The organism is Faecalibacterium prausnitzii, assembly GCF_003287405.1.
GTDB classification, from domain to species: Bacteria; Bacillota; Clostridia; order Oscillospirales; family Ruminococcaceae; genus Faecalibacterium; species Faecalibacterium intestinale.
Genome location: NZ_PRLD01000005.1, coordinates 141,916 through 168,239, shown reverse-complemented (window position 1 = coordinate 168,239; position 26,324 = coordinate 141,916). Strand labels below are relative to the sequence as shown.

At 57.6% G+C, this 26,324-nt stretch carries 26 protein-coding genes, 1 tRNA gene, 1 riboswitch and 1 other annotated feature; of the genes, 8 read left to right on the top strand and 19 right to left on the bottom strand.

What is annotated here, in order from left to right:
• Positions 1 to 118: 118 nt before the first annotated feature.
• The 10 genes from lysS to C4N24_RS06940 form a co-directional block, all read right to left on the bottom strand.
• Positions 119 to 1,630 carry a lysine--tRNA ligase gene (gene lysS, locus C4N24_RS06985; RefSeq protein ID WP_005920647.1) on the bottom strand — a complete coding sequence of 504 codons (1,512 nt, stop codon included), beginning with the start codon at positions 1,628 to 1,630 and terminating at the stop codon, positions 119 to 121.
• Between the two features lie 12 nt (positions 1,631 to 1,642).
• Positions 1,643 to 2,128: a transcription elongation factor GreA gene (gene greA / locus C4N24_RS06980; protein WP_055186361.1), complete on the bottom strand. Its 486-nt coding sequence runs from the start codon at positions 2,126 to 2,128 to the stop codon at positions 1,643 to 1,645.
• A gap of 259 nt (positions 2,129 to 2,387) precedes the next feature.
• Positions 2,388 to 3,026 carry a GDSL-type esterase/lipase family protein gene (locus C4N24_RS06975; protein ID WP_112090845.1) on the bottom strand — a complete coding sequence of 213 codons (639 nt, stop codon included), beginning with the start codon at positions 3,024 to 3,026 and terminating at the stop codon, positions 2,388 to 2,390.
• Between the two features lie 7 nt (positions 3,027 to 3,033).
• Entirely contained in the window at positions 3,034 to 3,963 is a 930-nt protein-coding gene (locus C4N24_RS06970; RefSeq protein ID WP_112090844.1) for an ROK family protein, read from the bottom strand.
• A gap of 18 nt (positions 3,964 to 3,981) precedes the next feature.
• The gene (locus C4N24_RS06965; protein WP_097783200.1) at positions 3,982 to 4,686 is read right to left on the bottom strand and encodes an N-acetylmannosamine-6-phosphate 2-epimerase; all 705 of its coding nucleotides are present in this window, start codon (positions 4,684 to 4,686) and stop codon (positions 3,982 to 3,984) included.
• 4 nt (positions 4,687 to 4,690) lie between these two features.
• Positions 4,691 to 5,140, bottom strand: a complete 450-nt coding sequence (locus C4N24_RS06960) for a YhcH/YjgK/YiaL family protein (RefSeq protein WP_112090843.1) — start codon at positions 5,138 to 5,140, stop codon at positions 4,691 to 4,693.
• A gap of 73 nt (positions 5,141 to 5,213) precedes the next feature.
• Entirely contained in the window at positions 5,214 to 6,143 is a 930-nt protein-coding gene (locus C4N24_RS06955; RefSeq protein WP_112090842.1) for a dihydrodipicolinate synthase family protein, read from the bottom strand.
• Between the two features lie 444 nt (positions 6,144 to 6,587).
• Positions 6,588 to 7,559 (bottom strand): carbohydrate ABC transporter permease, encoded by a 972-nt coding sequence (locus C4N24_RS06950; RefSeq protein WP_055186355.1) that lies wholly within the window; start codon positions 7,557 to 7,559, stop codon positions 6,588 to 6,590.
• Positions 7,560 to 7,573: 14 nt separating this feature from the next.
• Positions 7,574 to 8,470, bottom strand: a complete 897-nt coding sequence (locus C4N24_RS06945; protein ID WP_112090876.1) for a carbohydrate ABC transporter permease — start codon at positions 8,468 to 8,470, stop codon at positions 7,574 to 7,576.
• A 131-nt stretch (positions 8,471 to 8,601) separates the two neighbouring features.
• Positions 8,602 to 9,957: an extracellular solute-binding protein gene (locus C4N24_RS06940; RefSeq protein ID WP_112090841.1), complete on the bottom strand. Its 1,356-nt coding sequence runs from the start codon at positions 9,955 to 9,957 to the stop codon at positions 8,602 to 8,604.
• A gap of 485 nt (positions 9,958 to 10,442) precedes the next feature.
• Here C4N24_RS06940 and C4N24_RS06935 point away from each other — a divergent pair, with 485 nt between their 5' ends.
• On the top strand, positions 10,443 to 11,288 hold the full coding sequence (locus tag C4N24_RS06935) for a MurR/RpiR family transcriptional regulator (RefSeq protein WP_112090840.1): 846 nt from the start codon (positions 10,443 to 10,445) through the stop codon (positions 11,286 to 11,288).
• 73 nt (positions 11,289 to 11,361) lie between these two features.
• On the opposite strand, the gene C4N24_RS06930 is transcribed toward C4N24_RS06935, so the two are convergent.
• The 3 genes from C4N24_RS06930 to C4N24_RS06920 form a co-directional block, all read right to left on the bottom strand.
• Complete coding sequence (locus tag C4N24_RS06930) at positions 11,362 to 14,385, bottom strand: InlB B-repeat-containing protein (protein WP_112090839.1); 3,024 nt, start codon at positions 14,383 to 14,385, stop codon at positions 11,362 to 11,364.
• A 121-nt stretch (positions 14,386 to 14,506) separates the two neighbouring features.
• Positions 14,507 to 15,169: a hypothetical protein gene (locus tag C4N24_RS06925; protein ID WP_112090838.1), complete on the bottom strand. Its 663-nt coding sequence runs from the start codon at positions 15,167 to 15,169 to the stop codon at positions 14,507 to 14,509.
• A gap of 140 nt (positions 15,170 to 15,309) precedes the next feature.
• Entirely contained in the window at positions 15,310 to 16,098 is a 789-nt protein-coding gene (locus C4N24_RS06920) for a hypothetical protein (RefSeq protein ID WP_112090837.1), read from the bottom strand.
• 153 nt (positions 16,099 to 16,251) lie between these two features.
• A riboswitch (cyclic di-GMP riboswitch) is annotated at positions 16,252 to 16,346 on the bottom strand.
• A gap of 333 nt (positions 16,347 to 16,679) precedes the next feature.
• Positions 16,680 to 16,939: a binding site (T-box leader), on the top strand.
• 107 nt (positions 16,940 to 17,046) lie between these two features.
• Here C4N24_RS06920 and C4N24_RS06915 point away from each other — a divergent pair.
• Positions 17,047 to 17,991 (top strand): bile acid:sodium symporter family protein, encoded by a 945-nt coding sequence (locus tag C4N24_RS06915; protein WP_112090836.1) that lies wholly within the window; start codon positions 17,047 to 17,049, stop codon positions 17,989 to 17,991.
• A 189-nt stretch (positions 17,992 to 18,180) separates the two neighbouring features.
• Here C4N24_RS06915 and C4N24_RS06910 read toward each other — a convergent pair.
• A tRNA-Val gene (locus C4N24_RS06910) sits at positions 18,181 to 18,257 on the bottom strand.
• Positions 18,258 to 18,529: 272 nt separating this feature from the next.
• Here C4N24_RS06910 and C4N24_RS06905 point away from each other — a divergent pair.
• Entirely contained in the window at positions 18,530 to 18,700 is a 171-nt protein-coding gene (locus C4N24_RS06905; RefSeq protein ID WP_112090835.1) for a FeoB-associated Cys-rich membrane protein, read from the top strand.
• Positions 18,701 to 18,808: 108 nt separating this feature from the next.
• Here C4N24_RS06905 and C4N24_RS06900 read toward each other — a convergent pair whose 3' ends face one another.
• Entirely contained in the window at positions 18,809 to 19,102 is a 294-nt protein-coding gene (locus C4N24_RS06900) for a hypothetical protein (protein ID WP_112090834.1), read from the bottom strand.
• Positions 19,099 to 19,362 (bottom strand): XRE family transcriptional regulator, encoded by a 264-nt coding sequence (locus C4N24_RS06895; protein ID WP_112090833.1) that lies wholly within the window; start codon positions 19,360 to 19,362, stop codon positions 19,099 to 19,101. Before C4N24_RS06895 ends, C4N24_RS06900 begins: the two co-directional genes overlap by 4 nt.
• A gap of 192 nt (positions 19,363 to 19,554) precedes the next feature.
• On the opposite strand from C4N24_RS06895, the gene C4N24_RS06890 reads away from it, so the two are divergent.
• From C4N24_RS06890 to C4N24_RS06875, 4 genes are read left to right on the top strand one after another with little or no spacing between them, the layout of a single operon-like run.
• Positions 19,555 to 20,175 (top strand): LexA family protein, encoded by a 621-nt coding sequence (locus C4N24_RS06890; protein WP_112090832.1) that lies wholly within the window; start codon positions 19,555 to 19,557, stop codon positions 20,173 to 20,175.
• A 24-nt stretch (positions 20,176 to 20,199) separates the two neighbouring features.
• A complete protein-coding gene (locus C4N24_RS06885; protein ID WP_242983209.1) occupies positions 20,200 to 20,418 on the top strand; it encodes an aspartate dehydrogenase in 219 nt (72 codons plus the stop codon).
• Positions 20,419 to 20,432: 14 nt separating this feature from the next.
• The gene (gene tsaA, locus C4N24_RS06880) at positions 20,433 to 21,131 is read left to right on the top strand and encodes a tRNA (N6-threonylcarbamoyladenosine(37)-N6)-methyltransferase TrmO (protein ID WP_112090831.1); all 699 of its coding nucleotides are present in this window, start codon (positions 20,433 to 20,435) and stop codon (positions 21,129 to 21,131) included.
• Between the two features lie 12 nt (positions 21,132 to 21,143).
• Complete coding sequence (locus C4N24_RS06875) at positions 21,144 to 22,022, top strand: LysR family transcriptional regulator (protein WP_112090830.1); 879 nt, start codon at positions 21,144 to 21,146, stop codon at positions 22,020 to 22,022.
• 61 nt (positions 22,023 to 22,083) lie between these two features.
• Here C4N24_RS06875 and C4N24_RS06870 read toward each other — a convergent pair whose 3' ends face one another.
• The gene (locus C4N24_RS06870; protein ID WP_112090829.1) at positions 22,084 to 23,070 is read right to left on the bottom strand and encodes a glycerophosphodiester phosphodiesterase; all 987 of its coding nucleotides are present in this window, start codon (positions 23,068 to 23,070) and stop codon (positions 22,084 to 22,086) included.
• An 80-nt stretch (positions 23,071 to 23,150) separates the two neighbouring features.
• Entirely contained in the window at positions 23,151 to 24,590 is a 1,440-nt protein-coding gene (locus tag C4N24_RS06865) for a 6-phospho-beta-glucosidase (RefSeq protein ID WP_112090828.1), read from the bottom strand.
• Positions 24,591 to 24,916: 326 nt separating this feature from the next.
• Between C4N24_RS06865 and C4N24_RS06860 the strand changes: the two genes are divergently transcribed.
• Positions 24,917 to 25,786, top strand: coding sequence for a phosphoribosylaminoimidazolesuccinocarboxamide synthase (locus tag C4N24_RS06860; protein ID WP_112090827.1), 870 nt, complete (start codon positions 24,917 to 24,919; stop codon positions 25,784 to 25,786).
• A gap of 64 nt (positions 25,787 to 25,850) precedes the next feature.
• Here the strand turns inward: C4N24_RS06860 and fabZ are convergent, their stop codons facing one another.
• A complete protein-coding gene (gene fabZ, locus C4N24_RS06855; protein WP_112090826.1) occupies positions 25,851 to 26,321 on the bottom strand; it encodes a 3-hydroxyacyl-ACP dehydratase FabZ in 471 nt (156 codons plus the stop codon).
• Positions 26,322 to 26,324 lie beyond the last annotated feature (3 nt).

Genomic DNA, 26,324 nt, shown 5'->3' with positions numbered 1-26,324 from the left:
TTTGTAAGGCTCCTTTTCGGGAAAACGTCCCCAAATTGGTGTAGTTGTGGTGTAGTACCGCAGATGTTGCTTGAAATCCGTTCAAAATTTCATCGTATCTGCGCCTTAATTTTGCATTTTACTGCTCAATCGGCTTCATCGTGGGGAACAGCAGCACATCGCGGATGGAGGCGCTATCAGTGAGCAGCATCACCAGACGATCCACGCCGAAGCCCAGACCGCCCGTGGGGGGCAGGCCGTACTCCAGTGCGTTGACGTAGTCGTAGTCCACCTGTGCCTTGCACTCGGGCTCCAGCGCCTTGCGCTCGGCCACCTGACGCTCGAAGCGGCCCTTCTGGTCGATAGGATCGTTCAGCTCGCTGAAGGCGTTGCCGTACTCGGTGCAGTCGATGAAATACTCGAAGCGCTCGGTGAAGGCGGGATCATCCGGCTTGCGCTTGGCCAGCGGGCTGATCTCCACGGGGTAATCGTAGATGAAGGTGGGCTGGATCAGCTTGTCCTCCACAAAGGCGTCGAAGAACTCGGCCAGAATGGCACCCTTGGTGGGCACCTCGGGCAGTTCCACGTTGTGAGCCTTGGCGGCGGCGATGGCATCTGCATCGGTCTGCCAGTCGTTGAAGTCCACGCCGGAATACTTCTTCACGGCTTCCACCATGGTCAGGCGCTCCCAGTGGCTCATGTCGATCTGCTTGCCCTGATACGGGATGACCAGACTGCCGCAGATCTTGAGGGCAAGGCGCTTGTACAGCTCCTCCACCAGATCCATCATGCCGTGGAAATCGGTAAAAGCCTGATACAGCTCAATGGTGGTGAACTCCGGGTTGTGCTTGGGGTCCATGCCCTCGTTGCGGAAGATACGGCCCACCTCGTACACGCGATCCATGCCGCCCACGATCAGGCGCTTGAGGTACAGCTCGGTCTCGATGCGCAGCACCATGTCCATGTTCAGGGTGTTGTGGTGGGTGTAGAAGGGGCGTGCGGAAGCACCGATCTCGAACGGGGTCAGGATGGGGGTATCCACCTCCAAGAAGCCCTTCTCGTCCAGATAAGCGCGGATCTCCTTCAGGATGCGGCTGCGTTTGATGAAGGTGTCCTTCACCTCCGGGTTTGCGATCAGGTCCACATAGCGCTGACGGTAACGCATCTCGGTATCGGTCAGGCCGTGGAACTTCTCGGGCAGGGGGCGCAGGCTCTTTGCCAGCAGGGTCAGCTCAGTGGCGCGCACGCTCAGCTCGCCGGTCTTGGTGCGGAACACCTCGCCCTTCACGCCGATGATATCGCCCACGTCCAGCTTTTTAAAGGCGGCGTAGGCCTCGTCACCCAGCTCGTCGCGGCGGACATAAAGCTGGATATCGCCCTTGTCGTCGCGCAGGTGGGCAAAGCTTGCCTTGCCCATGACGCGCTTGGACATCATACGGCCTGCCAGTGCCACCAGCTTGCCGCTGTCGGTCTCGTTGGGCAGCTCCTTAAATTCTTCCTTCAGGTCGGCAGAATACGCGTCCTGCGGGAACTTGGTCAGGGTAAAGGGGTCGTTGCCGGCGGCCTGCAGGTCGGCCAGCTTCTGGCGGCGCACCTGTACCTGCTCGCTCTCGGACAGACCCGCAGCGGGGTTTCTCTTTTGCTCTTCCATGGTTACTCCTACTTAGTTTGCAGAATGGGTGATGGCCAGCACGGTGTATTCCACGGTCTGGCCGGTGGGCAGCAGCACTTCGACCTTTTCGCCCACAGCCTTGCCCATCAGGGCGTGGCCCACGGGGCTCTCATCGCTGATCTTGCCGTTGAAGGCGTCAGCTTCGGTGCGACCCACGATATCGTATTCCTCGGCTTCGTCCTCGCCGGTCTCGCGGATGGTGACGTGAGTACCCACGGAAACGTTATCCACGCTCAGCTCGCTCTCGTCGATTATAACTGCGTTCTTGATGGTCTGCTCCAGCTCGGTGATGCGGTTTTCCACCAGACCCTGCGTATTTTTGGCCTCGTCGTACTCGCTGTTCTCAGACAGGTCGCCGTGGCTGCGGGCTTCCTTGATTTCTTCAGCCAGTTCCTTGCGGCGGACAGTTTTGAGGTATTCCAGCTCCTCCTGCATTGCCTTCAGACCGGCAGCGGACATCTTGATCTCTTGTGCCATTTGAGAATCTCTCCTTGTTATTAGCTGTATTTCTTTCGCGCAGCCACAAAGCCGCACAGGAATGCCATTTTGACTACACTATTATAATAGCAAGCCGGTGCCTTGTCAACAAAAAAGGCGGCAGTATGGAGGAAAAAGCGGCGCTTGCCGCGTGGCTTTTCCATGCTGTCCCGGAAATCGTGCTCTCTCCCCTGCTTACATGAAAATGCGATCCCGGAAAGTCCGCAGACCTTCCGGGATCGCTCTGACATCTTTTTGCTCAGACCAGCTTCGGCACCTCTGCGCCCAGCAGCTCTGCCAGCCGGGCGTGACCCTTGCGGGTCAGGTGCATAAAGTCCACCTCGTTGAACTCGCACTCGGCGGCGTCCATAAAGTGCACGCCCTGCCGCTCGGCCACGATGCGCAGCTGCTCGGCGACCCCGCGGGATTTCTCCACGCAGCCTGCGCCCATGACGGCATCGTGGAAGCCGTCCTTGATGCAGGGCGGTGCCACCACCAGAATGTTAGGCGCCTTGCCGCCCCAGCAGTCCACGCTCTTGACCTTGAGCAGCAGCCGCTCCATGCCCGCACCGATGCAGGCAGCGTTTGCACCAAAGCGCTCCTTGACGTCATTCGTGCCCAGCATGATGACCAGCAAGTCGATGACTTCATGGCTCTTGAGCAGGGCGTAGGCCACGCTCAGCGCATCCATGGACTCATGCAGCGGGTCCACGAACACGGTAGTGCGGCCGGAAAGTCCCTCCTCGGTGACCAGATACTCTTCGCCCAGCGCCTTTTGCAGGCGGCAGGTCCAGCGCTCGTCCTCGTTGAAGCGGATGCCGTGGTCGGCGCAGTCGTTGGGGTCGGCGCAATAGCCGTGGGTGTTGGAATCACCCAGACAGAGAATATGCTTTTTCATAACCAAATTACTCCTTTTCCATCGTCTGCCGGAAGTAGTACACAGCACCCACTATCCCGGCGTTATTGTGCAGCTGCGCGGCGCGAATTTCCAGCCCTTCGGCAAAGGCGGGCATGACTGCAGCCTTTACCTTGGCGGCAATGGGGTCGATGAGCAGCTTCTGCTGGGCAGACACGCCGCCGCCGATCAAAATCAGCTGTGGGTTAAAGATATGCACCATGCCCGCCAGTCCCTGCGCGATCTCGTCCGTCCATGCGTCCAGCAGCGCCAGCACGGTCTTGTCGCCCGTCTCAGCGGCGGCAAAGATGGTACGACCATCCCTCCATGCCGGGTTTTCCTCCTGCGCGGCGCGCACCAGTGCGGTGGTGGCGGCGTAGCGCTCCCAGCAGCCCTTTGCGCCGCAGGTGCAGTCCACGCCGTCCAGCGCGTGGGTGCGGTAGTGTCCCAGCTCGCCGCCCAGACCCCGCGCGCCTTCCAGCAGGCGGCCGCCGGTCAGGATGCCGCCGCCCACGCCGGTGCCCAGCGTCACGCCGATGACGTCCGTATAGCCCTGTGCACCGCCGACCCACACCTCGCCCAGCGTCATGCAGTTGGCGTCGTTGGCTACCGTGACCGGCAGGCCAAAGGTCTTTTCCAGCTCGGCTTTAATAGGTGCGCCGATGTAGTTGGGCAGGTTGCCGCAGGTACCCGCCACGATGCCCTTGCGGCTGTCGATCTGCCCGGTGGCAGAAACGCCGATGCCCGCAAGGCTTTCCGCCGGGACGCTCTGCGCGGCAAGGAAGGCTTGTGCAGCTTTCAGCACCGTGGTCAGGATGGGGGTGCGGTAGCCGTCAAAGCTTACGCTCTCCTCAGCTTTCGCCAGCACCATGCCGGCTTCGTCCACGATGCCCAGCTTGACGGCTGTGCCGCCGATGTCGATACCAAGATAGTGTTTCATAGCAGGCACTCCCCTGTGTTATTTTTTTGCGGCGTTGATGGCACCGGTAAAGCGTGCGGTGATCTCTGCCGGGCGGGTAATGGCACCGCCCACCACCAGCGCAAAGGCACCGGCTTCCAGCGCCTTGACCGCCTGCTCCGGGTAGTGGATGTGACCCTCGGCAATGATCTTTGCCGGGCACTCTGCGGACAGCTTGCGGATGAAGTCAAAGTCGATATCGTCAATGCCGGTGGTCTCGGGGGTGTAGCCGCGCATGGTGGTGCCCACAAAGTCGGCACCGGCTTCGGCGCAGAGCATGGCGTTTTCAAAGTTATCGCAGTCCGCCATCACCAGCTGTTCGGGGTACTTTGCCTTGATGGCGCGGATGAACTGCGCCGAGGTGGAACCGTCCGGGCGCAGCGCACCGGTGCCCTGCACGGCAAGGATATCTACCCCGCAGGCCACCAGCTCGTCCACTTCCTTCATGGTGACGGTGATGTACATGGGCGTGCCGGGGTAGTCCTTTTTGATGATGCCGATGACCGGCAGGTCCACCACCTGCTTGATCTGGGTAATATCCCGCACGGTGTTGGCGCGGATGCCCACAGCGCCGCTCATGGCGGCAGCTTTCGCCATCAGGGGCATCACGCCGCCCTCCTTGGTATACAGCGGCTCGTGCTCCAGTGCCTGACAGGACACGATAAGCCCACCCTTGATCTGTGCAAACAGCTTTTCCTTATCCATGGTCTTACTCCTCCATTCTGATCTTGACAACTGCCTTGCGCACGCTGACGCATCCGTGCTGTACAAGGCCGGGTTTATGCAGTTCCTCCGGGAAGAACAGTACAAATCGACCCTCGCCCAGTGCACCGGTTACTACGCTGGCACTGTCCTGAAAGCCGCAGTCCCCGGTAAACTCCCCGATCTCCGCGCCGGGCAGATTGGTGTAGCCCCAGCCCTCGCTGCCGGTAAGGTCTACCTGTAAATCAGCATAAAGCTTGTGGTACTCCGGGTGGTAGCCCGCGTCCGGGTGCAAGGTGGCGTCCATCAGGTTGATGAACACCTTGTCCCCGTCCACCTCGGTGCGCCCCAGCGGCAGGGCGGCAAGGTCGTGGGTCAGCAGATAGTCAATGGCGGTATCCAAGTTGGGGTGCAGTCCCCTGTACCGTACCAGATGCTGCAGGGTATCGCAGATCATTTGCGTTTCCTCCAATAAAAGAAGCGCCCGCCTCCCCTCTGAAAAAGAGACGGAGAGGGGCGCTTTTATTTTGTTACAGCTTTGCGATTGCGGCTTCGATCATGGACTGTGCTTCGGCAACGATGGGCTCATCCTCGGGGATCAGGCCGGGCATCGGGGCGCGCACGCTGCCCAGTTCCAAGCCGTACATCCGGCGCAGGATCTCCTTTTGCACCGCATACAGGTTGCCGTGGGCAGAGCACATCTTGTAGATGATGCGGTTGGCTTCGTACTGGATGGCGCGGGCCTTTGCGATCTCGCCCTTTTCCAGATGGGCATTCATAGCCAGATACAGCTCCGGCATCACGGCGTAGGTGCCGCCGATGCCGCCGTCTGCGCCGATGACGCGGCCGGAAACGAACTGCTCGTCCGGGCCGTTGAACACCACAAAGTTCCCCTCGCCGCGGGCAGCGATGCCGGCATCCTTGAACATCTGGATGTCCTGCGTGGGCATGGAGCTGTTCTTCACAGCCACCACGTTGGGGTTCTTCAGCATCTCGTTCAGCAGGCTCATAGTCAGCGCCGTGCCTGCCAGCTGCGGGATATTGTAGATGACGAACTCAGTGTTCGGGGCGGCTGCGGACATATCGTTCCAGTACTTGGCAATGGCGTATTCCGGCAGATGGAAGTAGATGGGCGGGATGGAGGCAATGGCGTCCACGCCCACGCTCTCGGCGTGGCGTGCCAGCTCCATGCTGTCGGCGGTGTTGTTGCAGCCGACATGGGCAATGACGGTCAGCTTGCCCTTGGCTTCGCTCATCACGGCTTCCAGCACCGTCTTGCGCTCATCGACGTGCTGGTAGATGCACTCGCCGGAGGAGCCGCCCACATACACGCCCTTGACGCCCTTGGCGATCAGGTGGCGGGTCAGCGCCTTGACCCCCTCCACCGAGATGTTGCCCTCTGCGTCATAGCAGGCGTAAAAGGCAGGGATGACACCCTGATATTTTTTGATATCTTTCATGTTTCAAGCCCTTCTTTAATTATAATTGTAAGTTGTATCAAGCTCGTACGCTTTTCAGTTCGGGCAACGGCATCAGCGCCCTCTTGCGGTGCCCTGCATCCGCTTCGACCCTTGGGCGGGTCTCGCGTCTTGCAGACCGCTGCGCCAAAAATTTCTCCCTGTACATCAAGCTCGTACGCTTTTCAGTTCGGGTAACGGCATCAGCGCCCTCTTGCGGTGCCCTGCATCCGCTTCGACCCTTGGGCGGGTCTCGCGTCTTGCAGACCGCTGCGCCAAAAATTTCTCCCTGTACATCAAGCTCGTACGCTTTTCAGTTCGGGTAACGGCATCAGCGCCCTCTTGCGGTGCCCTGCATCCGCTTCGACCCTTGGGCGGGTCTCGCGTCTTGCAGACCGCTGCGCCAAAAATTGCTCCCTGTTTCGGCCGCAGGCCGCGGTCGCAATTTTAGCCTTTAACCGCACCCATTGCGATGCCCTTGGTGAAGTACTTCTGGAAGATGAGGAAGATGATGATGATCGGCACAGCAGCCAGTGCAGCACCTGCCATGATCAGGCCAAAGTCGGTGCTGTTCTCTGCCTGCAGCTTTGCAATGCCCAGCGAGATGGTCAGGTTGCTGGTGCTGGACAGCATGATCAACTGCATGAAGTAATCGTTCCAGCTGTTGATGAAGGTAAAGATGGCCAGTGCGCCGATACCGGGCTTGACCATGGGCAGCACGATCTTGACAAAGGTGCGTGCCTCGCTGGCACCGTCGATGCGGGCAGCTTCCAGCATTTCGGTGGGGATGCCCTCACTGAACTGCTTCATCAGGAACACGCCGAACGGCCAGCCCACGATGGGGAAAATGACCGCCCAGATGGTGTTGTACAGGTTCAGTGCGCTCATCTCGCGCAGCAGGGGGATCAGGATGACCTGCTTGGGCAGGGCCATGGCACAGACAATGAGGGTGAACAGCAGCTTGCGGCCCACAAAGCGCTTTTTTGCCAGCGCATAACCGGCCATGGCGGCGGTCAGGCAGGTAAGGATCATGGACATAACGGCCATGAACACGGTGTTGATCATCCAGCGGATGGCGGCGGGAGCCATGGGACCCACCGAGAAGTAGACAGGCTCGCCGTTGGCGCTGAACTTGGAGCCGAAGGGCACAGCCAGCTGCCATAGCGGGGCACGCTTCCCGGCAAACAGTTTCTGGTAGTTGGTCAGCACCCACTGGCTGGGCCACCACTCGGGGGTGGTGGCGTTGATGGCGGCGCCGGTCTTGAAGGAGCCGGTGATGATCCAGTACAGCGGGAAGGCGAACAGCACCGCCATGATGCTGATGAGGATGATCGCCAGAATGGCGTAGGCGCTCATCTTTTTCAGTTTACTGGGATGGCGCTTCAACGGTTTTTGCTTTTTTGCAGCAGTTGCACGCATTGTTCCGCACCTCCTTAATTATCCTTGTTGCCCAGCTTGAACTGGACAGCAGACAGAATGGCGATGATCACCGCCAGCACCACGCCCATGGCGTTGCCGTAGCCGTACTTGTACTGCTTGAAGGCGGTGTAGTAGATGTAGTACATAATGGTATCGGTCTTGTGGTTGGGGCCGCCGGAGGTCAGCAGCTGGATCAGTGCAAAGCACTGGAAGGAGTTGATGGTGGTGATGACCAGAATGTACAGAGTGGTGGGCATAATGGCCGGCCACTTGATCTTCCAGAAGCACTGGAGGTCGGTAGCGCCGTCCACCTCGGCAGCTTCCACAATGGACTGATCCACGTTGCCCAGTGCCGAAACATACAGCACGATGGGCTGACCTACGGAGGTGGTGAGCAAGATCAGGATGATACAGCCCAGTGCAAACCGCTCGTCACCCAGCCAGTTGATGTTCTTATCCAGAATGCCAAGGCTCTTGCCCAGATAGTTGAAGATGCCGTAGTAGTTGTTGTACATCCACTTCCACACCACGGTAACAGCGACCGAGCCGGTGACCACGGGCAGGTAGAACACGCAGCGGAAAAGGCTTGTCGCCCACTCCGGCAGGTCCACGATGGCGGAGGACACCCACAACGAGAAGATGCAGGTGATGGGCACCGACACGATGACGATGACAAAGGTGTTCTTTAATGCGCCAAGGAAGATGGGATCGGCAAACAGGGTCTTGTAGTTTGCCAGACCCACAAAGATATCCGCGCGGTTCATGGTGGAGTCAAAGAAACTAGTCACCACGCAGAGGATCATGGGGTAGATGACGAAGCCCAGAAAGAAGATCAGGCTGGGCAGCAGGAAGCAGTAGGAGGCGAAGGTTTCGCGCCGTACCAGCGCACTGCTGCGTTTGGGCTCTTTCATTGCCGTCTTTGCAGCCAAGAGGATCACCAGACCTTTCGTTTGAGAGTGTTTTTTCCGTAAAAAGACCCCTCCCTCACCCGGAGGAAGGGGCCTTGCGGTTCAGCTGTGATGCAGTTCAGAAAAAGTAGCGCTTATGCCTCGGCAGCAGCGGCTGCGTTTGCGTTGTCCACAAAGGTCTTGACGGCAGTCTCGACGGCTTCGCCGGAGCCCACGCGCTGCAGCATATTCCACCACTCGGTGCGGGCAGTGGTCCAGCCCGGGGTGATCTGGTAGTAGTCGCCCAGATAGCCCATGAACTTGCTGTACTCGCTCATGACCTCGTTGCCGGCGTAGATGTCGCCCACGCTGGTGCGGACGGGGAAGTAGGTGGAAGCCAGCACGCTGTCCTTGACCTGAGCGGGGTCGGCAGCAATGAACTCGATAAAGGTCTTTGCAGCCTTGATCTTGGCCTCATCGCCGTTATCAAAGATGCCGAAGCCCCAGATGCCGCCGCACAGCTTCGGGTCGCCACTTTCGGTGGGGAATGCCATGGGGAAGATCTCGTCGCCGCTGATGGTCTGGCCTGCGGCAGCGGTGTCAGCGTTCAGCTGCTGTGCAATGTTCCAGCAGAAAGCCATCTGCAGGGTGCCGTTGCGGAACAGGGTGATCTCCTCGCCGCCGTTGATAGAGGGATCAAAGTTGACGCCCTTTGCATCGTACAGAGCCTGAATGGCCTTGATGTTCTCGGCAGAGTCGGCGGTGTACTTGGTGTGGGCTGCATCGGTAAAGGTGCCGCCGTACATATTATTGATGATGGCGCGGGTGCCCTGATCGCCGCCCTGACCGCTGCAGTAGATGGCTGCCACGTTCTCGTAGCCGCCCTTGTACAGTGCGTCCACAGTCTTGAGGAAGCCGTCGGTGCTCCAGGTGTGCTTGTCGGTGTCGATGTACTGGTCAGCGCCCACTTCCTTGACCTTGGTCATGTTCACGGCCATGCAGTGTGCGGTCATGCACAGGGGGTACTCGTAGTAGTCGCCCTTTTCGTTGTGGCAGGCAGACTCCACAGAAGCGTAGATGTCCTTCTTGGCGTCATCGGTCCACAGATCGTTCAGCGGAGCCATAACGCCCTTGGCACCCCAGTTGGCCACCAGACGCTCGGGGCCTTCCATGACCAGATCGGGTGCGCTGCCGCCCTCGATGGCGGTGTTCACCTGATCGTCGCCGTTGGTGTAGTCCAGGTACTCCACGGTCACCTTGATGTCGGGGTACTTTGCGTTGAAGCTGGAGATCAGGTTCTGGACGGTATCGTCATTGCCCCAGCCGCCGATGGGGTATGTCCACAGCTTGATGCTTGCGCCGGTGCTGGCTGCACTTGCAGCAGCAGAGGAAGCGGTGGAGGAAGCAGCAGTGCTGCTGGAGGCGGAACCGCCGCAGGCGGCCAGTGCACCGGCAGCGCCCAGAATACCGGCAGCCTTCAGGAACGAACGGCGGGAAATGCAGTTTTTCATGGTAGATTCTCCTTGTTCATCTTCTTCGACCCATCAGGGATCGTACTCCGTTTTGCTCGTAGCGGCTGCTCGTGTCCGCAGCCGTTGTTTGTAGCCTAATTATAGAAAATTATTTTCATTTTGTCCATTCATTCTTTTCATAAATTTTCATTTTTAAACCCAGCAGCCTGCACAAAATTGTGGGATATCAGAAAAAACACAATAATTTTGCACACTTCACTTGTCAAAATAGTTACAAAACGGTACACTTCCCGCTGTTATACTGAAAACAACTTTCAGAGCCCAAATTGTAAAAATGAAAATCATTTTCACAATTTGAAGCGTTTTTTCTGCCAAAACTGTGCCCTCTGCACAGAACCGGCGGGCAAAATGTGGTCATTACGCCTCTTGCACAGCGGCGCGGTTTCTCTTATACTTTTATATAAGAAGGTAATCACCAAAACGGCACCGGTGCACTGCCGGCAGCCGAGTGAGGAGAAGGAAGAATGTCTACTAATTTTTGGGAGCTGCTGCAGCAGCATCAGGGCGACCTGACAAGATCCGGCCGCACGGTGGCGGACTATCTGGTGCAGCACGCTGCGGAGGCACAGTATCTGTCCATATCGTCGCTGGCCAGAGAGTGTCAGGTGGCCGAGGCCACGGTGTTCCGGTTCTGCCGGGCGCTGGGCTTTGAGGGCTACCATGAAATGCGCATTGCGCTGGCACAGGCCAACGCCACCGGCGTGCTGGTGAACCAGCAGGAGCCCGCCCCGGACGCCGACACCGCCACTTTGTGCGAGCACGCTTCGGCGCTGTTCATGACCGCCATCAACGGCACCCAGAACGCTCTTTCGCCGCAGGCGGTGGAGCAGGCCGTGGCGCTGCTGCATAGCGCCCGGCAGGTGTTCTGCATGGGACAGGGCGGCAGCATGGCAGCCGCCAACGAGATCTGCGCCCGGTTTGCCTGCATCACCAACAAGTTCCGCGCCGTTGCCGACAGCCATATGCAGGTAATGGCTGCCAGCCTGATGACCGAGCAGGACGTGGTGCTGTTCGTCTCCTACTCCGGCGCTACCCGCGACCTGATAGAGACCCTGCGCACCGCCAAGGCCAACGGGGCAAAGGTCATCCTGATCACCCACTACGAGGACTCCCCCGGCGCAAAGCTGGCAGACCTTGTGCTGCTGTGCGGCGCACAGGAAAGCCCGCTGGACTCCGGCAGCATTCCCATCAAGGTAGCGGTGCTGTATGTGGCCGAGGTGCTGGTACTGCGGTACATTCTGGACGACAAACCCGGCAGCACCGAAGCGCAGGAGCGCACCACCGAAGCGCTGGCTGTAAAGCTGCTCTGAGCGGTTGTCTCCGGCAAAACGTGCAAACAAAAAAGGTGAAGTGACCAAAAGATCACTTCACCTTTTTGTTTTGTCAGCGCGTCAGCAGGATGTCCGCGTCCCCGCCGGGGTCTACGCTAAAGACATCGTCCAGTTCCTCCGGCAGCGGGTCGGGGTCTGCATCAAAGGCGGCGTCCGGGTCTACGCCAAACAACTCGTCCAGCTCTGCCGGCGGGACATCGGGGTCAAAGGGTTCTGCAGGCTCGACCGGGTCTATAGGCTCAACGGGGTCAGGGTCTGCCACAGGGCGTTGGGCGGCGGTCTTTTTCCACTGGGCGTAAAGGTCTACCGTGTCGCCATCCCGCCAGTCGGTCACGGGCACGCCGTTTACCCAGTACCATGTACCTGTGCCGTCCTCTTCCGTGTTCCAGCCCGCAAAAGCATAGCCCGCCCGCTTGAACATACAAGGGTGCACCGTTACGTCCGCAGCGCTGCGGCAGTACACAGTCTTTACCGTTTCCTCAAGGGCATCGTCCGGCTCAAAGTTCGCGTGATAGTGCAGGGCAAGGCCGACGGACGGTGCGGGGCTGCTCAGCCCCGGGGCTAAGCTCGGGCCGGGCATAGGGGTGGTGGAGCCGGGGGTGGAGCTACTTTTTTTAGAAAACGCCACTCGGACGGAGTCACCGTTGTAAACAGGCTCTGGATTCTGATCGCTTGGCGTGTAATAGTGGAGTTTGTCATCCTTTGCCGTCATAAATCCAGAATAGGACTGCGTCATATACTTAAAAACAACCCCCGTAGTCGGCGCCGTTCCTTCTGTTAGCGAAAGTTTGAAAATCAAATATCCCTGATCTTCGTAGTCCGGTTCAGCTTTAACATCTTTTATCTCATACCCTGCACCATAGTTCAGACCGCATTGATAAAACGATGTGTTGGATGCTTTTTCATCATTATTTACTGTAACAGTAAACGTGCCATATTTCTGGTCATTAGGATTTTTTGCAATTCCGTAGACATAACTCGTAGTAGCTTCCGCGCTGATCACCGACAGCAAATACCGTCTGCGCTGGATCATCAACGTGGGGTTGGGCTTTTTCAAGTCCTCTGCGCTGATCGTGCATTCCTTCGTGTAGTTAAAATTATGACCCTCTTCTATGTAGTTGCCTATCTTCCAAATCTTTCTTTCAAGTTCTTCCCCTATTGCGGTTTCATTATCCGTTGCATTCTCAATCAGCGTGGCGTCTCTTGCGGCGTTGGTTGCAGCGGTAATTGCCGTCATCACCTCAGGATTTGTCAAATCCAGCGTCCATTCCTTGCCCTCTTCCACCGCTTGACCTTTGAGCGTGAAGGAATATCCAGTCATCGAGCTGCCAAGAACAGGGTCTTTCGTACCATCTGCCGTGTAGCCCGTTTCGTCCTCAAACTGCACGGTGATGTTATAGCCCCAAATGGCGTAAAGCACACGTTTTTGCTCATCGCTCTGCGGCCTTGCAGCCATTTCGGCGGCGGTGTAGGTGTCCCATACGACATCGCTAACCTTAGCGCCCGGTTGATAAAGCTTGTCTCCCTTGGTATAGGTGGATTTTGTGCTCCACCCGGCAAACGACTTGCCGGCGGGGGCGGTAATTCCCAAGTCCTCCGGTTTTTCCAGCGTGCCGGTTTCCTCATACAGCACGTTCGTGCGCGCCGGGTTATCCTCATTTACATCTTCCTTGCCGCCTATACCGTCGTTGACCATATAGGTAATGCCCTTTTTATAGCAGGGAATGTAGCAGTAGCGGACATTGCCGTAACCATCCGTGTCCGTTGGCGTACCGGTCAGTTCACCCGTATACACACGGTAGGTCGTCAGGTTATCGTTGCTTTCTTCCTTAGTTTGGGTGACTGTCAGAGTTTTGTTTGCACAAATTCTAACATTTTTGCCGGGGGTCTCTTCATCATAGAAATAGCCGTTTTTGACATGGTGCAAACCCAGCTTAAAGTGGATGCCATAGGGAAACCGCCCCCAATAGTCATCGCCGTCACCCTGCCAGAACCAGTCCGTCCAATCCTGTCCATCTACGGATACCTGCATATTCACATGGCCGCTGATTCTCCCGCCTTGGTTGCCGCTGGCGTATTCACCATTGTAATCTGTAGCGCCGTTCACATCCAGCCAGTACCACTTGTACTTCCGGTTCAGGTTGATGGTAACGTTATTGTTTGCATCCACCTTGTTATCCGTCATACCGCTGGCATCTTGGTGTGTGTTCATGGTCGCTGTCGCTTTTTCCCAGCGAAGAGCAGCATCTGCTTCGTCACCGCTATAGCTCCACGGATATTCTTTGTCATTTCCAGTGGGATATTCCAAAATCTCGGTGTGCACCGGTTTAGCACCGGGTTTCACTGTTCCGTCCGCATTCACCATATCCACGGCTTCAACGCTCTTCCCATCGGCTGTAAGCTGCAGCTCCTGTTCGTAGACGTTGATGAAATAAGTAATGCATGATTTATGAGTAATGGCAAACTCAAAGCTTACTGTATCGGAGTAAGTGCCGCTCATGGTAGCTTGGCTGGGGTTTGTCACCTGAACAGTCAGAGGGACGTTAAAGCTGTCCTTCCAATTTATGTCAAAATCGTCCTTAGCCTTCTGTGCTACAATCAAATGAAGCTCCGGCTTTTTTGTTTTACGGTCAGTTCCAACTTCGTTATACATCCACATATTTTTCCCGCTGTACGAAGAACCGATGGCCGGGTCTGCCGTCAGGCTATACCCTGCCTGCACCTGCCCGCTCTCGTGCCGTAACTGCCAGTTGTTCTTAGAGTCAAGGGTGATTGTCAGGGTGCGCATCTGCCGCACGTCTGCCGTAACCATCAGCGTACTCGTCGTATTATCCTCGCTATCCACCGTCACAGTGGTGGGGATGGTCACGGTATAGCCGTCAGTCTCAATGCTGCCGGCGGTGTTCATGCCCGGTTCGGCGGTAACATTCGGCTCGTAGTCCAGCATTTCCTGCTCCGGCAGGGCGGCGGGCACATCGGCAAATTCCGGCGTTTGGGCAAGCGCCGTTCCACCCACTGCAAGGCACAGAGCCAGCGCAAACGCAAGGCCCAGCAGTTTTTTTGCACAATGTTTCATGGTGTATCCTCCTTGTGTGGGGTGGCTGCTTTTTGCCGCAAAGCCCAAAAAAGGGGAGAGGGAACAGCTCCCGTCTCCCCTTTGGGTTCAGGTGTTATTAGGTTGGGTGGGGTGGGTTAGGTCAGGCGTTGTCAACCTTTGCCGCAAAGGCAACCGTGCCGGTATACTCACCGGCAATTTCAGCATCGCCAGTGGAAAGGATAAACGTCAGATCCTGCTTACCGTAATCCGTGCCCGCGTTGAGTTTCAGAATCTCGCTGCTGTTATCAAGTTTATTTTCCGGAGTCGGCGTTGCGGGGTCAGCCTCTGTGCCCTTATAAATTGCGTAAGGCACTTTGGCGGTGTTACTGGTGATGGCACCCTTATTGGTCGTTTTCACATAAAAACCATCAGTGGCATTATACATCGTAGTAGTGCTAGAAATCGAAATGGTCAGCTTCGTGCCCGGCTTAAGTCTGCAATCAGAAACGTAAACGTTGCCAGACTCACCGCGAACATTTGTATCCGCAACCTTATAGGAGCCGGTATCTTTTACCTGATTGGCGTCAACCGTGCGCGTTGCATTTAAACCCGCATCTTTACCAAAGTCGATCGTTGCAGGAATCGCCCACTTATATCCTTCGGTAACCTCGTACTTTACCGTTGTTGTGGTATTCGTAGGCGTAGTACCTGACACATTTTCTCCAGCATGAGCAGTATCAGCCGCAAACACCGGCATTGCGCACACAGAAACCGCCAGAGAAGCTGCAAGGAGCAGGGTGGCCGCTTTCTTCGTCAATTTCATAATCCTTATTCGGCAATGGGGCCCGCAGCTGACGGTCAGCCTTGGATCTGCCTACTCCTTTCACACCATATGGTTTGTTGATCCCCAATTCAGTTCTTTTTTATTGTCAACACTGCCGGTTTTGCCCACCGCAAGGGGGCTCAGCCTACGGTCAGTGTCAGCTTTACAATGCCGCTGTTGGTCTTGGTGGTGCGGTCCGAAAGATAGGGCTGGCACACCACATAGGCCGGGTACTCGCCGGGGGCAAGGGCGCGGGTCATCTCCATCTTTTGCACATACAACCCGGGCGCTACAAGGCCGGACTGGAACAGCAGCTCGTCGCCGTCCTCTAAATACAACCCAAAGGCGATGTAGTAGCACTCCTCCTTGCCGGTCAGGGTAAGGGTGTACTGCTTGCCGTCATCGGCCTGCACGGTCAGGGTCTTTTCGCCCTTATAGCCCTTGACGGCTTCGATGGTGTATGCCCCGGCATCGTTTTTTTGGATGTCGAAAAACGCAGGGTCGGCGTCCAGCACCTTGGTCACATCGGCCTGAATGCCCGCCAAGCGCAGGTAATGGCTCAGCTCTGCGGTCTGGCCGCTGTCCACCACCAGCTTTTCCAGCGGAGTGCCGTCGATGCTTACCCAGTCCTCGTACCAGAGATTCTCGGCAGGGTTATGGAACTCGAATCCCTGCGTGATCTTTTTGGTCTTTGCGGGGATGGTAAAGCCGCCCCAGCCCGGCAGGGTGACGTTTTTGCTGCGGTCGATGGGGGTCTCCGGCTTGACATACTGCGCCTGATAGGTCTCCATGGGCAGCGCGGCTGCTTCGGACGCGCCGTTGGCCGTGGCAGCGGACTTGCCGCCGGACACTGCGATGTAGCCGCCCAGCAGCACCACCAGTACCACCAGCACCCCGATGACCGCTTTGCTTATGTTTTTGTTCTCCATGGGCTCCACGCTCCCTTTCCGTTGGAACAATAAAAAAGCCGCCCGACCTTGCGGGCAGCTTTGATGATACGAGCAAAATCCGGCGTGCCCTTAAAAAGAACACACCTGTGGTTTTGGACGTTCCCAGTATGCAGAGCATTTCTGCAAAAAACCGGGAGCAACCGGCTGGCATCATCCGGGAAATACCCCGAACCTTAGCCCCTATGGCTTTGCGTCCTTGCCTTTCGACAAGTTTGCCCAAAATTTGCCCAATATTTTTAAAGATTGATACATCATTTTTGTCGACAATAGTATAGCATACCCCCCCCCCGGTGTCAACCGGTTTTACCGGGATTTTGTTTATATTCTATGTTGTATTTTTTTAGTAACGCGGCCGAAAACGTTTACTTTTATATAGCAAACGGCAGTTTTCCCTTTATTTGTAAAAAGTTGGAAATTTGACCCGCGCAGCGCGGTGCAGCCCATGGCAAGGCAGCACAGCATGAGCTGTGTTCACCTTTGATGTGAATCAGGTGAAAAAGCAGACAGGCCGCATCCCTTGACTTCCGCCTTTAGGGGGAGTATACTCCGTGGCAGTGAAATATTCGGCTATGACGAGAAAGAGTACCCGGAAAGAATGCTGCAGAGAGCTGCCGGCTGGTGCAAGGCAGTGCAGGGCGTCCGTGGGAAGATCCTCTCCGAGCTTTCCTGCTGAATGGGCGGTGTATACGCCCCAGTAAGCGGGAACGGCAGGCTTCCGTTATCACGAGCCGCGCATTGTTGGATGCGCACTGAGGGGCCGGGCTTTGCACCGGCAATAAGAGTGGTACCGCAGAGGAGTTTATACGCCTTTGTCTCTTACGAACCGTAAGGGACAAAGGCGTTTTTGTTTGCGGGAAAGCCATTTCCCGGATGTTTCATTGCCTTTACATCCGCAAAAATAAGTGTTCAGGAAAAAGGAGTATCATCATGAAAACATTGGAAAAAGTAAGCGATTTTGTGGGCAAGTACATGGCCGTCATCGTCATTGTGGTGGCGGCGCTGGCGCTGCTGTTCCCCGGTCCCTTCAGCGTGGTAAAGACCGCATGGGTCAACACCCTGCTGGGCATCGTCATGTTCGGCATGGGTCTTACCCTGAAGCCGGAGGACTTCAAGGTGGTGTTCAGCCGCCCGAAGGACGTGATCATCGGCTGCATTGCACAGTTCACCCTGATGCCCTTCCTGGCATGGGCGCTGACCCAGCTGTTCCACCTGCCCACCGAGCTGGCCATCGGCGTCATTCTGGTGGGCACCTGCCCCGGCGGCACCTCCTCTAACGTGATGACCTATCTGTCCAAGGGCGACGTTGCGCTGTCCGTTGGCATGACTGCCGTTTCCACCGTGCTGGCACCCTTCCTCACCCCGCTGCTCACCCTGCTGTATGCCGGCCAGCGCGTGGATGTGAACCCTGTAAATATGTTCCTGTCCATCGTCAAGGTGGTGCTGGTTCCCATCGCACTGGGCTTTGTGGTCAACCACTTCTTCCATGCCTTCACACAGAACGCCGTCCGCGTGCTGCCGCTGATCTCCACCACCGCCATCGTGCTGATCATCTGCGCCGTTGTGTCTGCCAACTCCGCTAAGATCATGACCAGCGGCCTGCTGATCCTTGCCGTGGTCATCCTGCACAACCTGCTGGGCTACCTTACCGGTTTTGGCGTGGGCAAGCTGCTGAAGCTGGATTCCACCAAGTGCCGCGCAATCTCCATCGAGGTGGGTATGCAGAACTCCGGTCTTGCCACCTCTCTGGCCGCTGCCCACTTTGCACAGTATCCGCTGGCAACCATCCCCGGCGCTGTGTTCTCGGTGTGGCATAACATTTCCGGCGCTGTCCTTGCCAACTTCTTTGCCCGCACCGCAGAGAAGAAAGACTGATCCTTCCTACATATAATATAAGGGGCTGCTGCACAAGGTTTCTTCCCTGTGCAGCAGCCCCTGCTTTGTTTATAATATGTGTCGTGCGCGATGCCCTGCCTTTGCCTGTTTGCCGCTCTGTTGCGCAGGCAAACCCTCCGATAAACAAAAAACGCACCCGAACCCTCTCGGGTTCGAGTACGAACTGTTTGGTGGAGAATTAGGGACTCGAACCCCAGACCCCCTGCGTGTGATGCAGGTGCTCTAACCAGCTGAGCTAATCCTCCATATTCGCTTGTGTTGTGCGTTCCGAACTGGAACGTGATTATTATAGCACGGCATTTGCCGAAATGCAAGCCCTAATTTAAAATTATTTTACTTTTTTCGAAACACTTTCTCTGGCTGCAAATAAAGCACGCTGACTACCGGGCGTGCAACATTACCGCCGGGCAGCAGCAGCTGCTGCGCCCTGCACAAAAAAATGTGCGGCAGGCTGTTGCTCTTTGCCTGCAAATCGTGTATACTTGGGGGCAGAAAGCTGCATAAGAGAAATCGAGGGATGAATATGCTGACACTTCGCGGGATCATCACGCTGGTAATATTGGCTGTGCTGTTTGCGCTGGCTGTGGTCTGGATCTCCAGACAGGGCGGCTGGAAGGGCGAGGGCTGCAGCGGCAACTGCGCCTCCTGCCACAGCCATTGCGAGGATCCGGACGCTAAAAAGAAATAACCAAAACAGGGCTGCTGCACGAAACACGGTGCAGCAGCCCTAGTTGTTTATGTTTGTACGCCAAAAACGTCTGCGGACATTTCCGGGGTACTTTTCACGGTTGTTTGCTCAGAACGCTCCACGCTGGGCGGCGTAGACAGCGATGGTGCTCAAAAGATCCTGCAGCGCCTTCTGGTAGGTGGTGCGGCCGATGTGCAGCTGCTCTAAGATCTCGTCCTCCGGTCGCCGCTCAAAAAAGCGCATCCGCAGCAGGTCTGCCCGCATGGGGTCGTGCGCTTGATAGTAGTCGATGCCCTCATCAATGGCACTTTGCCAGCGGCGGTTTTCCGGCGTGCGCGCCCAGTGACGCTCGCCGTACCTGCGCAGGGCGTTCCGGGTCAGGTCTCGCTGTTCCGGTGTCACTGGCGCTTCCCCCTTTTGGGCAGTTCCAGCGCTGCACTGCGCGAGAACCGGTTCTCGGCATCGAAAAAACAGGCGTCCCGCTCGGCCATCGTCAGCCCCAGCATGGTGGAAAGCCGCTCGGCTTCGTCCAGCTTGAACTGGGTCTCGCCCAGCAGCTTGTGCCGCAGGGTGTTGCTGCTGATGTGCAGCACACTGGCCACATACTGCAGCTTGTAGCCGCTGTCTTGGATGTAGGTGTAGATCAGGTTTGTGTTTGCCATGGCTTCGCTCCTTTTTTGTAGTTCACCGCATTTGCAACAATCATTGGTTGTATTATACTCCGTTGTTGATTTGTTGTCAACCTAAAATTCCCAAAACGCGCGGGAATTGTTGATTTTCAGGAAATTTTCTGCTATACTCAACCCAGAACATTCTATCGCACATTACAACGCATTGTTTTTAGGAGAACTGCCATGTCCGATCTATCTACCCGTGTCCGTCTGCGCCGGGAGCAGCTGGGTCTTTCGCAGGAGGAGCTTGCCCGGCGCATGGGCTACCGCTCCCGTTCCTCTATCACCAAGCTGGAAAAAGGCATCAACGACCTGCCCCAGTCCAAGGTAGAGGAACTGGCGCAGGCGCTGGAGACCACCCCCGCCGCCCTGCTGGGGCTGGGCGCACCCTGCGCCTGTCCCCCGGGCTTTGAGCCGCTGCCCGCTATGGTGCAGGTGCCGCTGATCGGCTCCATCGCCTGCGGCACGCCCATCACCGCCGAGCAGAACATTGAATGCTATATCGGGGTGCCTGCCGCATGGCACGCGGATTTTGCTCTGACCTGCCACGGAGACAGCATGGCACCCACAATATGCAACGGGGACATCGTCTGCATCCGCTGCCAGCCCGAGGTGGAGCAGGGCGAGATCGCCGCCGTGCGGGTGGGCGAGGAAGCCACTCTCAAGCACTTCCACCGGCAGGGCGATGCCGTGATGCTGCTGGCGGATAACGCCGCCGTATGCCCGCCCATGTTCTACGCCGGAGAGCAGCTTTCGGAGCTGCACATCGAAGGCAAAGCCGTGGGACTTTGCCGCGGCTTATAAGATAAGGAGAGAAAGGAGCAGCCTGTGTTCGGCAAAAAGAAAATGTCCTCATCCTACGACCCCACCGCCCAGAAGCCGGTACTGCGATGCAGCATCTGCACCGGGGAGCAGGTGGCCGGGTTTCAGGATCTGCACACCGGCCATTTTACTGAGGTGCAGCTGATCCGCAGCCCGCAGGAATTGCAGGCTTTCCGCAGCCGGTACGGCATCCCCGCCGACTGTCCCATTGAAAAGATCTATTGAGCAAGGAGTTCATCATGCAACAGGCACCTGAAGCCATGACCCTGAAGGTCATTGCCCATATCCATACCGCCTTTCCCACCAAGTTCGGCATCCCGCGCCAGAGCGGGCTGGTAGAAGAGCTGCGGGGCGAGATCATCTTTACCCCGGAATACCGCAACCCCGATGCCCTGCGCGGGTTAGAGGATTTCAGCCACATCTGGCTGGTATGGCAGTTTTCCGGCGCAGTACGGGAAAGCTGGTCCCCTACCGTGCGCCCGCCGCGCCTTGGCGGCAACACCCGGGTGGGCGTATTCGCCACCCGGTCGCCCTTCCGGCCGAACCCGTTGGGACTTTCCAGCGTAAAGCTGGAAGCCATTGAGCAGCGCCCGGATGTGGGGCCGGTGCTCATCGTGCGCGGTGCCGACCTGATGGACGGCACCCCCATCTACGATATCAAGCCCTACATTCCCTACGCCGACTGCCACCCGGACGCCGCCGAGGGCTTTACCGGGCAGACCCGCACCCACCATCTGGAAGTGTCCTGCCCTGAAGCGCTGTGGCAGACCGTACCGGAAGCCGACCGCGCCGCTTTGCAGGGCGTGCTTGCCAGTGACCCCCGCCCCTCCTACCAGCACGACCCGCAGCGGGTGTACGGCATGGAGTTTGCCGGGCTGGAGGTGCATTTTACCGTGGACGGTGCTCAGCTCACCGTGCGGGACATCACCCTGTTATAAAAGGAGCTGTTCATGGAACTGCGGACTGTCAACACCTTTCTGCACATCGCCGAGCTGCACAGCTTTTCCCGCACCGCGCGGCAGCTTGGCTACTCGCAGTCGGCGGTGTCCTCCCAAATTGCACAGCTGGAAGCCGAACTGGGCACCCCGCTGTTTGACCGCGTGGGCAAAACGGTACGTCTGACCGATGCCGGCCAGACCTTTTTACGCTACGCCCGCACCCTGCTGGAAACTGCCCAGCAGGCGCAGGCCGCCTTGCAGCCCGCCCAGCAGGTGCGGGGCAGCCTGCGCATTGCGCTGGCGGATTCCGTATGCAGCACCTTTTTGCCGGGACTATTGCAGCGCTACCACGCCCGCTGCCCGCAGGTGGAACTGGTGCTGCATACCGCTTCCACGGACGAGATGCTGCAATTGCTGAGCACCAATCAGGTAGACCTTGTCTACACGCTGGACCAGCCCCTTTTGCAGCCTGCGCTGGTGCTGGCGGCAGACGTACCGGAGCCGGTGTGCTTCATTGCACCGCCGCAGCATCCGCTGGCGCAGGAAAACACCATCCCGCTGGACCTTCTGCCCCGGCAGGAATTCCTGCTTACCGAGCGGGGCATGAGCTACCGGGACGCGCTGGACCAGTGCATGGCGGCGCACGGTCTTGCCATCCACCCCTATCTGGAGCTGGGCAGCGCCGCGCTGCTGTGCCAGATGGTGGAGCAGGGCATGGGGCTTTCCTTTTTGCCGGAGTATATCGTGCGCAGCGCACTGGCCGAGGGGCGTCTGGCGCGGCTGAACGTGCCGGACTGCACCGTCATGATGCACCGGCAGCTGTTCTACCACCGGGATAAATGGGTGACCCCGCAGATGAACGTGTTCATCGAGCTGGTGCAGCAGCAATAACGGCGCATTACACAAAAAACACCGTCGTGCCCGCAGGCACGACGGTGTTTTTTGCTTGACATTATTTGCCGGCAGCCGTTGCTGCCTGCTCCTTTTCCATCCATTCCCGCACACGGTCGGGACGGTTGGTGATGTAGGCATCGGCGCTGGTACGCAGCAGACTGCGGACGGTATCTTCCATATCCACCGTCCACAGAGACACCTTGATGCCCATCTCGTGCAGTTCGTCAATGAAACCGGCATTTTTGTAGGCAGTGTGGTACTCGCAGCTGACCCACTCCGGCACAAAGTCCAGACTGCGGATATAGGTGGGCAGATCCCGCTGCGCCATCAAGTTCTTGTAGATCTCGTTCAGGCTCTCGCCGGGAAAGCTTGCCCGCAGCATACTTACCTTGTCGCTCATCCAACGGGTCATCCAGCTGCAGTTTTCCTCATCTGCTGCGCTCTCCGACAGGGCGGTATCCATGGCTTCCATTTCGTCCATGCCGTTGGTCAGCCCCAGATCCTTCCAGATGATGGGCGGCGGCAGCAGCAGGCTTTCCAGCTCGCCGTATACCAGCGCGCCTACCCGCAGTTCCGGCAGCAGCTGCTTTGCCTGCCGCAGCAGCGCGTGGTTGAAGGAGACAAGGATCACCTGCTCCACCATCTCGGTCTGCTGCAGTACCTCCAGCACCCGGGGCACAAAGTCCGGGTCGTTGTCCATAGTGGATTTCAGCTCCAGATGCACGGTGCACCCCGGCATCTGCCTGCACAGCTCCATGGCCTCCTGCAGGGTAGCGATCTTCTCGTCCTTGAACAATACGTCCTTCCAGCTGCCAAAATCCAGCGTCTTTAGATCGCCCATGGTCATATCGTAGATCTTACCGGAAATATCCGTGTGCAGATCGATCATATAGTCATGGTGGATCACAAGCCCGGCATCGCTGGTCTGCTGTACGTCCATCTCCACACCGTCCGCGCCCAGCTCCATGGCTTTTTTAAAGGCGATCAGGGTATTTTCCGGTGCAAGGTAGGAAGCACCGCGGTGTGCAATGATTTGTGGTGTCATAAATTTTCTCCGTTATCGGTTCGTCCTCACACATGGATGCCCCGGCGCTGCTGTTCCGCAAACAGTGCCGGGGCGTTGGCTCAAGCCAAGTCCTCGCCGTCCGAAGCAATGACCTTTTTGTACCAGTAAAAACTGTCCTTCCGGCTGCGGGCAAGGGTGCCGTTGCCGGCGTTGTCCTTGTCCACATAGATAAAGCCGTACCGCTTTTTCATCTCGCCGGTGGAAGCGCTTACAAGGTCGATGGGACCCCATGTGGTGTAGCCCATCAGGGGCAGACCGTCCTCGTTGACGGCCTTTTCCATCTCCTCGATGTGCGCCCGCAAATAATCGATGCGGTAGCTGTCGTGGATGGAGCCGTCCGGTTCTACGGTATCCACCGCACCCAGACCGTTCTCCACGATGAACATGGGCTTTTCGTACCGGTCGTAGATGGTGTTCAACGTCACCCGCAGACCCACCGGGTCGATGGCCCAGCCCCACTCGCTGGCTTTCAGGTAGGGGTTCTTCACCGATGCCGACACGGCGTTGCCTTCCGCATTTTCTGCCGCCATCAGCTCCTTATCCACCGTGATGCAGCGGCTGGAATAGTAACTGAAGGATACAAAATCCACCGTGCCCTCCCGCAGCGTGCGGTCGTCCTCCGGCTGGGTGCGCAGCTGCACCCCGGCACGCTCCATCCGCTTTTTAGCCCACACGGGGTAAGCGCCGCGCACCTGCACATCGGTAAAGAAGTAGTTGTCCCGATCGGCTTCCTGCGCCGCCCGCACATCCTCCGGGGCGCAGGTGCGGGGGTAGAACTGTCCCGCTGCCAGCATACAGCCCACCATGGCGTCCGGCATTTTTTCGTGCGCCAGCTTTACCGCCTTTGCGCTGGCTACCAGCTCGTGATGGGCAGCCTGATACTTGACCTGCTCCACGTTCTCGCCGGGATAGAACACCAGCCCTGCGCCGGTAAAGGAGAGGTGCAGCAGCATATTGATCTCGTTGAAGGTGAGCCAGTACTTCACCTTGCCCTTGAAACGGTCGAACAGCACCTCGCAGTAGTGGACGTAGGCGTCCACCATGCGGCGGTCTTTCCAGCCGCCGTATTTTTTAATGAGGGCAATGGGAGTGTCAAAGTGGCAGATGGTGACCAGCGGCTCGATGCCGTACTTATGGCACTCGTCAAAAATGCTGTCGTAGAAGGCCAGCCCCGCCTCGTTGGGCTGGGCGTCATCGCCGTTGGGCAGGATGCGCGTCCATGCAATGGACAGCCGGAAGCACTTGAAGCCCATCTCTGCAAACAGGGCGATATCCTCTTTATAATGGTGATACAGGTCAATGGCTTCGTGGCTGGGGTAGAAATGCGCATCGTCACAATCCAGCATCTCCATATAGCCCGTTGCCACCGGGAAACGATCCGGGCCGAAGGGGGTCACATCCACCGTGGCAAGACCCTTGCCGTCTGCCTGCCATGCACCCTCGCACTGGTTGGCAGCGGTAGCGCCGCCCCACAAAAAGCCCTTGGGAAATTTGCCCATACTCTTTACCTCCTCATCTGCTGTCGTGCCCCCTTGCAGGGGCACACGTTCTCTTATACTCTTATGATACCGCAACTGGCGGCGCTTGTCCATGACTGCATTTTGCAAAGGTGCGTGCATTTGGGGATAAAGTACGACTTTTATCGTCAAAACGCCGAAATTTCCTGCTGTTTTTTGCGCACTTTTCACGATAAAAACACAAAACTTGCCCGTTTTTCTTTTATTCTGTTCCTTTTAAACCGCGCGGCAGTATGGTAGAATAGTAGGGTAAGAACTGCGCTGCGCTGCTGCGCTGCCGAGAACATGGAAAAATGGAGTGTTTGATTATGACTGAGTTCAAACCCATCAAAGAAGGCAAGGTCCGCGAGATCTACGACAATGGCGACAGCCTGATCATGGTTGCCACCGACCGCATTTCTGCGTTTGACGTCATCCTGAAAAACAAGGTCACCAAAAAGGGTACCGTGCTCACCCAGATGAGCAAGTTCTGGTTCGATTATACCCGCGATCTGCTGCCCAACCATATGCTGAGCGTGGATGTGCAGGATATGCCGGAGTTCTTCCGTCAGCCCCAGTTCACCGGCAACAGCATGATGTGCCGCAAGCTGACCATGCTGCCCATCGAGTGCATCGTGCGCGGCTACATCACCGGCAGCGGCTGGGCCAGCTACCAAAAGACCGGCAAGGTGTGCGGCATCCAGCTGCCCGAGGGTCTCAAGGAGTCCGATAAGCTGCCCGAGCCCATCTACACCCCCTCCACCAAGGCAGAGATCGGTGACCACGACGAGAACATCTCCTACGAGCAGAGCATCGACGTGCTGGAAAAGCAGTTCCCCGGCCACGGTCTGGAGTACGCTACCAAGCTGCGCGACTACACCATCGCTCTGTACAAAAAGTGCGCCGAGTACGCACTTTCCCGCGGCATCATCATTGCCGACACCAAGTTCGAGTTTGGTCTGGACGAGGACGGCAACGTGGTGCTGGGCGACGAGATGCTGACCCCGGACTCCTCCCGCTTCTGGCCGCTGGAGGGCTACGAGCCGGGTCACAGCCAGCCCTCCTTCGACAAGCAGTTTGTCCGCGACTGGCTGAAGGCCAACCCCGACAGCAACTACGACCTGCCGCAGGATGTCATTGACAAGACCATTGCCAAGTATCTGGAAGCCTATGAGCTGCTGACCGGCAAGAAGCTGTAAGCGCTTTGTAAATCAAACGCTCCCGTTCATCGCCACAGGGGATGAACGGGAGCGTTTTCTGTTTTTATTCTGCTGCTTCGGTCAGCACAAAGGTCAGCTCTGCGGTGACGGCGCACTTGCCGTCCACCCATGCCGAAGCCTTGCCTACGCCCACAGCGCCGTGCTGCTGCACCAGTTCACAGTGCAGGGTGAGCACATCCCCGGGGACGACCTGCCTGCGGAAGCGGGCACTCTTGATGCCGCCGAACAGCGCCAGCTTGCCCTTGTTTTCCGGCAGGCTCAGCGCTGCCACAGCGCCGGTCTGTGCCAGCGCTTCCAGCAGCAGTACGCCGGGCATGACCGGCTGTGCCGGGAAGTGGCCGTTGAAAAACTCCTCGTTGCGGGTGACGCACTTGCGGCCGATGGCCCACTGCCCCGGCTCGTAGTCCAGAATGCGGTCCACGAGGGCAAAGGGGTAGCGGTGGGGCAAGATCTCCGCGATCTGCACACTGCTCAGAGTGTTGGCATTTTCACGCACGGTACGGGGTTCTGCCACAGG

Coding starts and splice junctions, on each gene's coding strand:
- C4N24_RS06860 (WP_112090827.1), top strand. CDS start 24,917: ATGACTGAGTTCAAACCCATCAAAGAAGGCAAGGTCCGCGAGATCTAC.
- lysS (WP_005920647.1), bottom strand. CDS start 1,630: ATGGAAGAGCAAAAGAGAAACCCCGCTGCGGGTCTGTCCGAGAGCGAG.
- C4N24_RS06870 (WP_112090829.1), bottom strand. CDS start 23,070: ATGACACCACAAATCATTGCACACCGCGGTGCTTCCTACCTTGCACCG.
- tsaA (WP_112090831.1), top strand. CDS start 20,433: ATGCAACAGGCACCTGAAGCCATGACCCTGAAGGTCATTGCCCATATC.
- C4N24_RS06920 (WP_112090837.1), bottom strand. CDS start 16,098: ATGGAGAACAAAAACATAAGCAAAGCGGTCATCGGGGTGCTGGTGGTA.
- C4N24_RS06960 (WP_112090843.1), bottom strand. CDS start 5,140: ATGATCTGCGATACCCTGCAGCATCTGGTACGGTACAGGGGACTGCAC.
- C4N24_RS06930 (WP_112090839.1), bottom strand. CDS start 14,385: ATGAAACATTGTGCAAAAAAACTGCTGGGCCTTGCGTTTGCGCTGGCT.
- C4N24_RS06925 (WP_112090838.1), bottom strand. CDS start 15,169: ATGAAATTGACGAAGAAAGCGGCCACCCTGCTCCTTGCAGCTTCTCTG.
- C4N24_RS06970 (WP_112090844.1), bottom strand. CDS start 3,963: ATGAAACACTATCTTGGTATCGACATCGGCGGCACAGCCGTCAAGCTG.
- C4N24_RS06935 (WP_112090840.1), top strand. CDS start 10,443: ATGTCTACTAATTTTTGGGAGCTGCTGCAGCAGCATCAGGGCGACCTG.
- C4N24_RS06865 (WP_112090828.1), bottom strand. CDS start 24,590: ATGGGCAAATTTCCCAAGGGCTTTTTGTGGGGCGGCGCTACCGCTGCC.
- C4N24_RS06895 (WP_112090833.1), bottom strand. CDS start 19,362: ATGGCAAACACAAACCTGATCTACACCTACATCCAAGACAGCGGCTAC.
- C4N24_RS06940 (WP_112090841.1), bottom strand. CDS start 9,957: ATGAAAAACTGCATTTCCCGCCGTTCGTTCCTGAAGGCTGCCGGTATT.
- C4N24_RS06875 (WP_112090830.1), top strand. CDS start 21,144: ATGGAACTGCGGACTGTCAACACCTTTCTGCACATCGCCGAGCTGCAC.
- C4N24_RS06965 (WP_097783200.1), bottom strand. CDS start 4,686: ATGGATAAGGAAAAGCTGTTTGCACAGATCAAGGGTGGGCTTATCGTG.
- C4N24_RS06890 (WP_112090832.1), top strand. CDS start 19,555: ATGTCCGATCTATCTACCCGTGTCCGTCTGCGCCGGGAGCAGCTGGGT.
- C4N24_RS06950 (WP_055186355.1), bottom strand. CDS start 7,559: ATGCGTGCAACTGCTGCAAAAAAGCAAAAACCGTTGAAGCGCCATCCC.
- C4N24_RS06905 (WP_112090835.1), top strand. CDS start 18,530: ATGAATATGCTGACACTTCGCGGGATCATCACGCTGGTAATATTGGCT.
- C4N24_RS06945 (WP_112090876.1), bottom strand. CDS start 8,470: ATGAAAGAGCCCAAACGCAGCAGTGCGCTGGTACGGCGCGAAACCTTC.
- C4N24_RS06955 (WP_112090842.1), bottom strand. CDS start 6,143: ATGAAAGATATCAAAAAATATCAGGGTGTCATCCCTGCCTTTTACGCC.
- C4N24_RS06975 (WP_112090845.1), bottom strand. CDS start 3,026: ATGAAAAAGCATATTCTCTGTCTGGGTGATTCCAACACCCACGGCTAT.
- C4N24_RS06915 (WP_112090836.1), top strand. CDS start 17,047: ATGAAAACATTGGAAAAAGTAAGCGATTTTGTGGGCAAGTACATGGCC.
- greA (WP_055186361.1), bottom strand. CDS start 2,128: ATGGCACAAGAGATCAAGATGTCCGCTGCCGGTCTGAAGGCAATGCAG.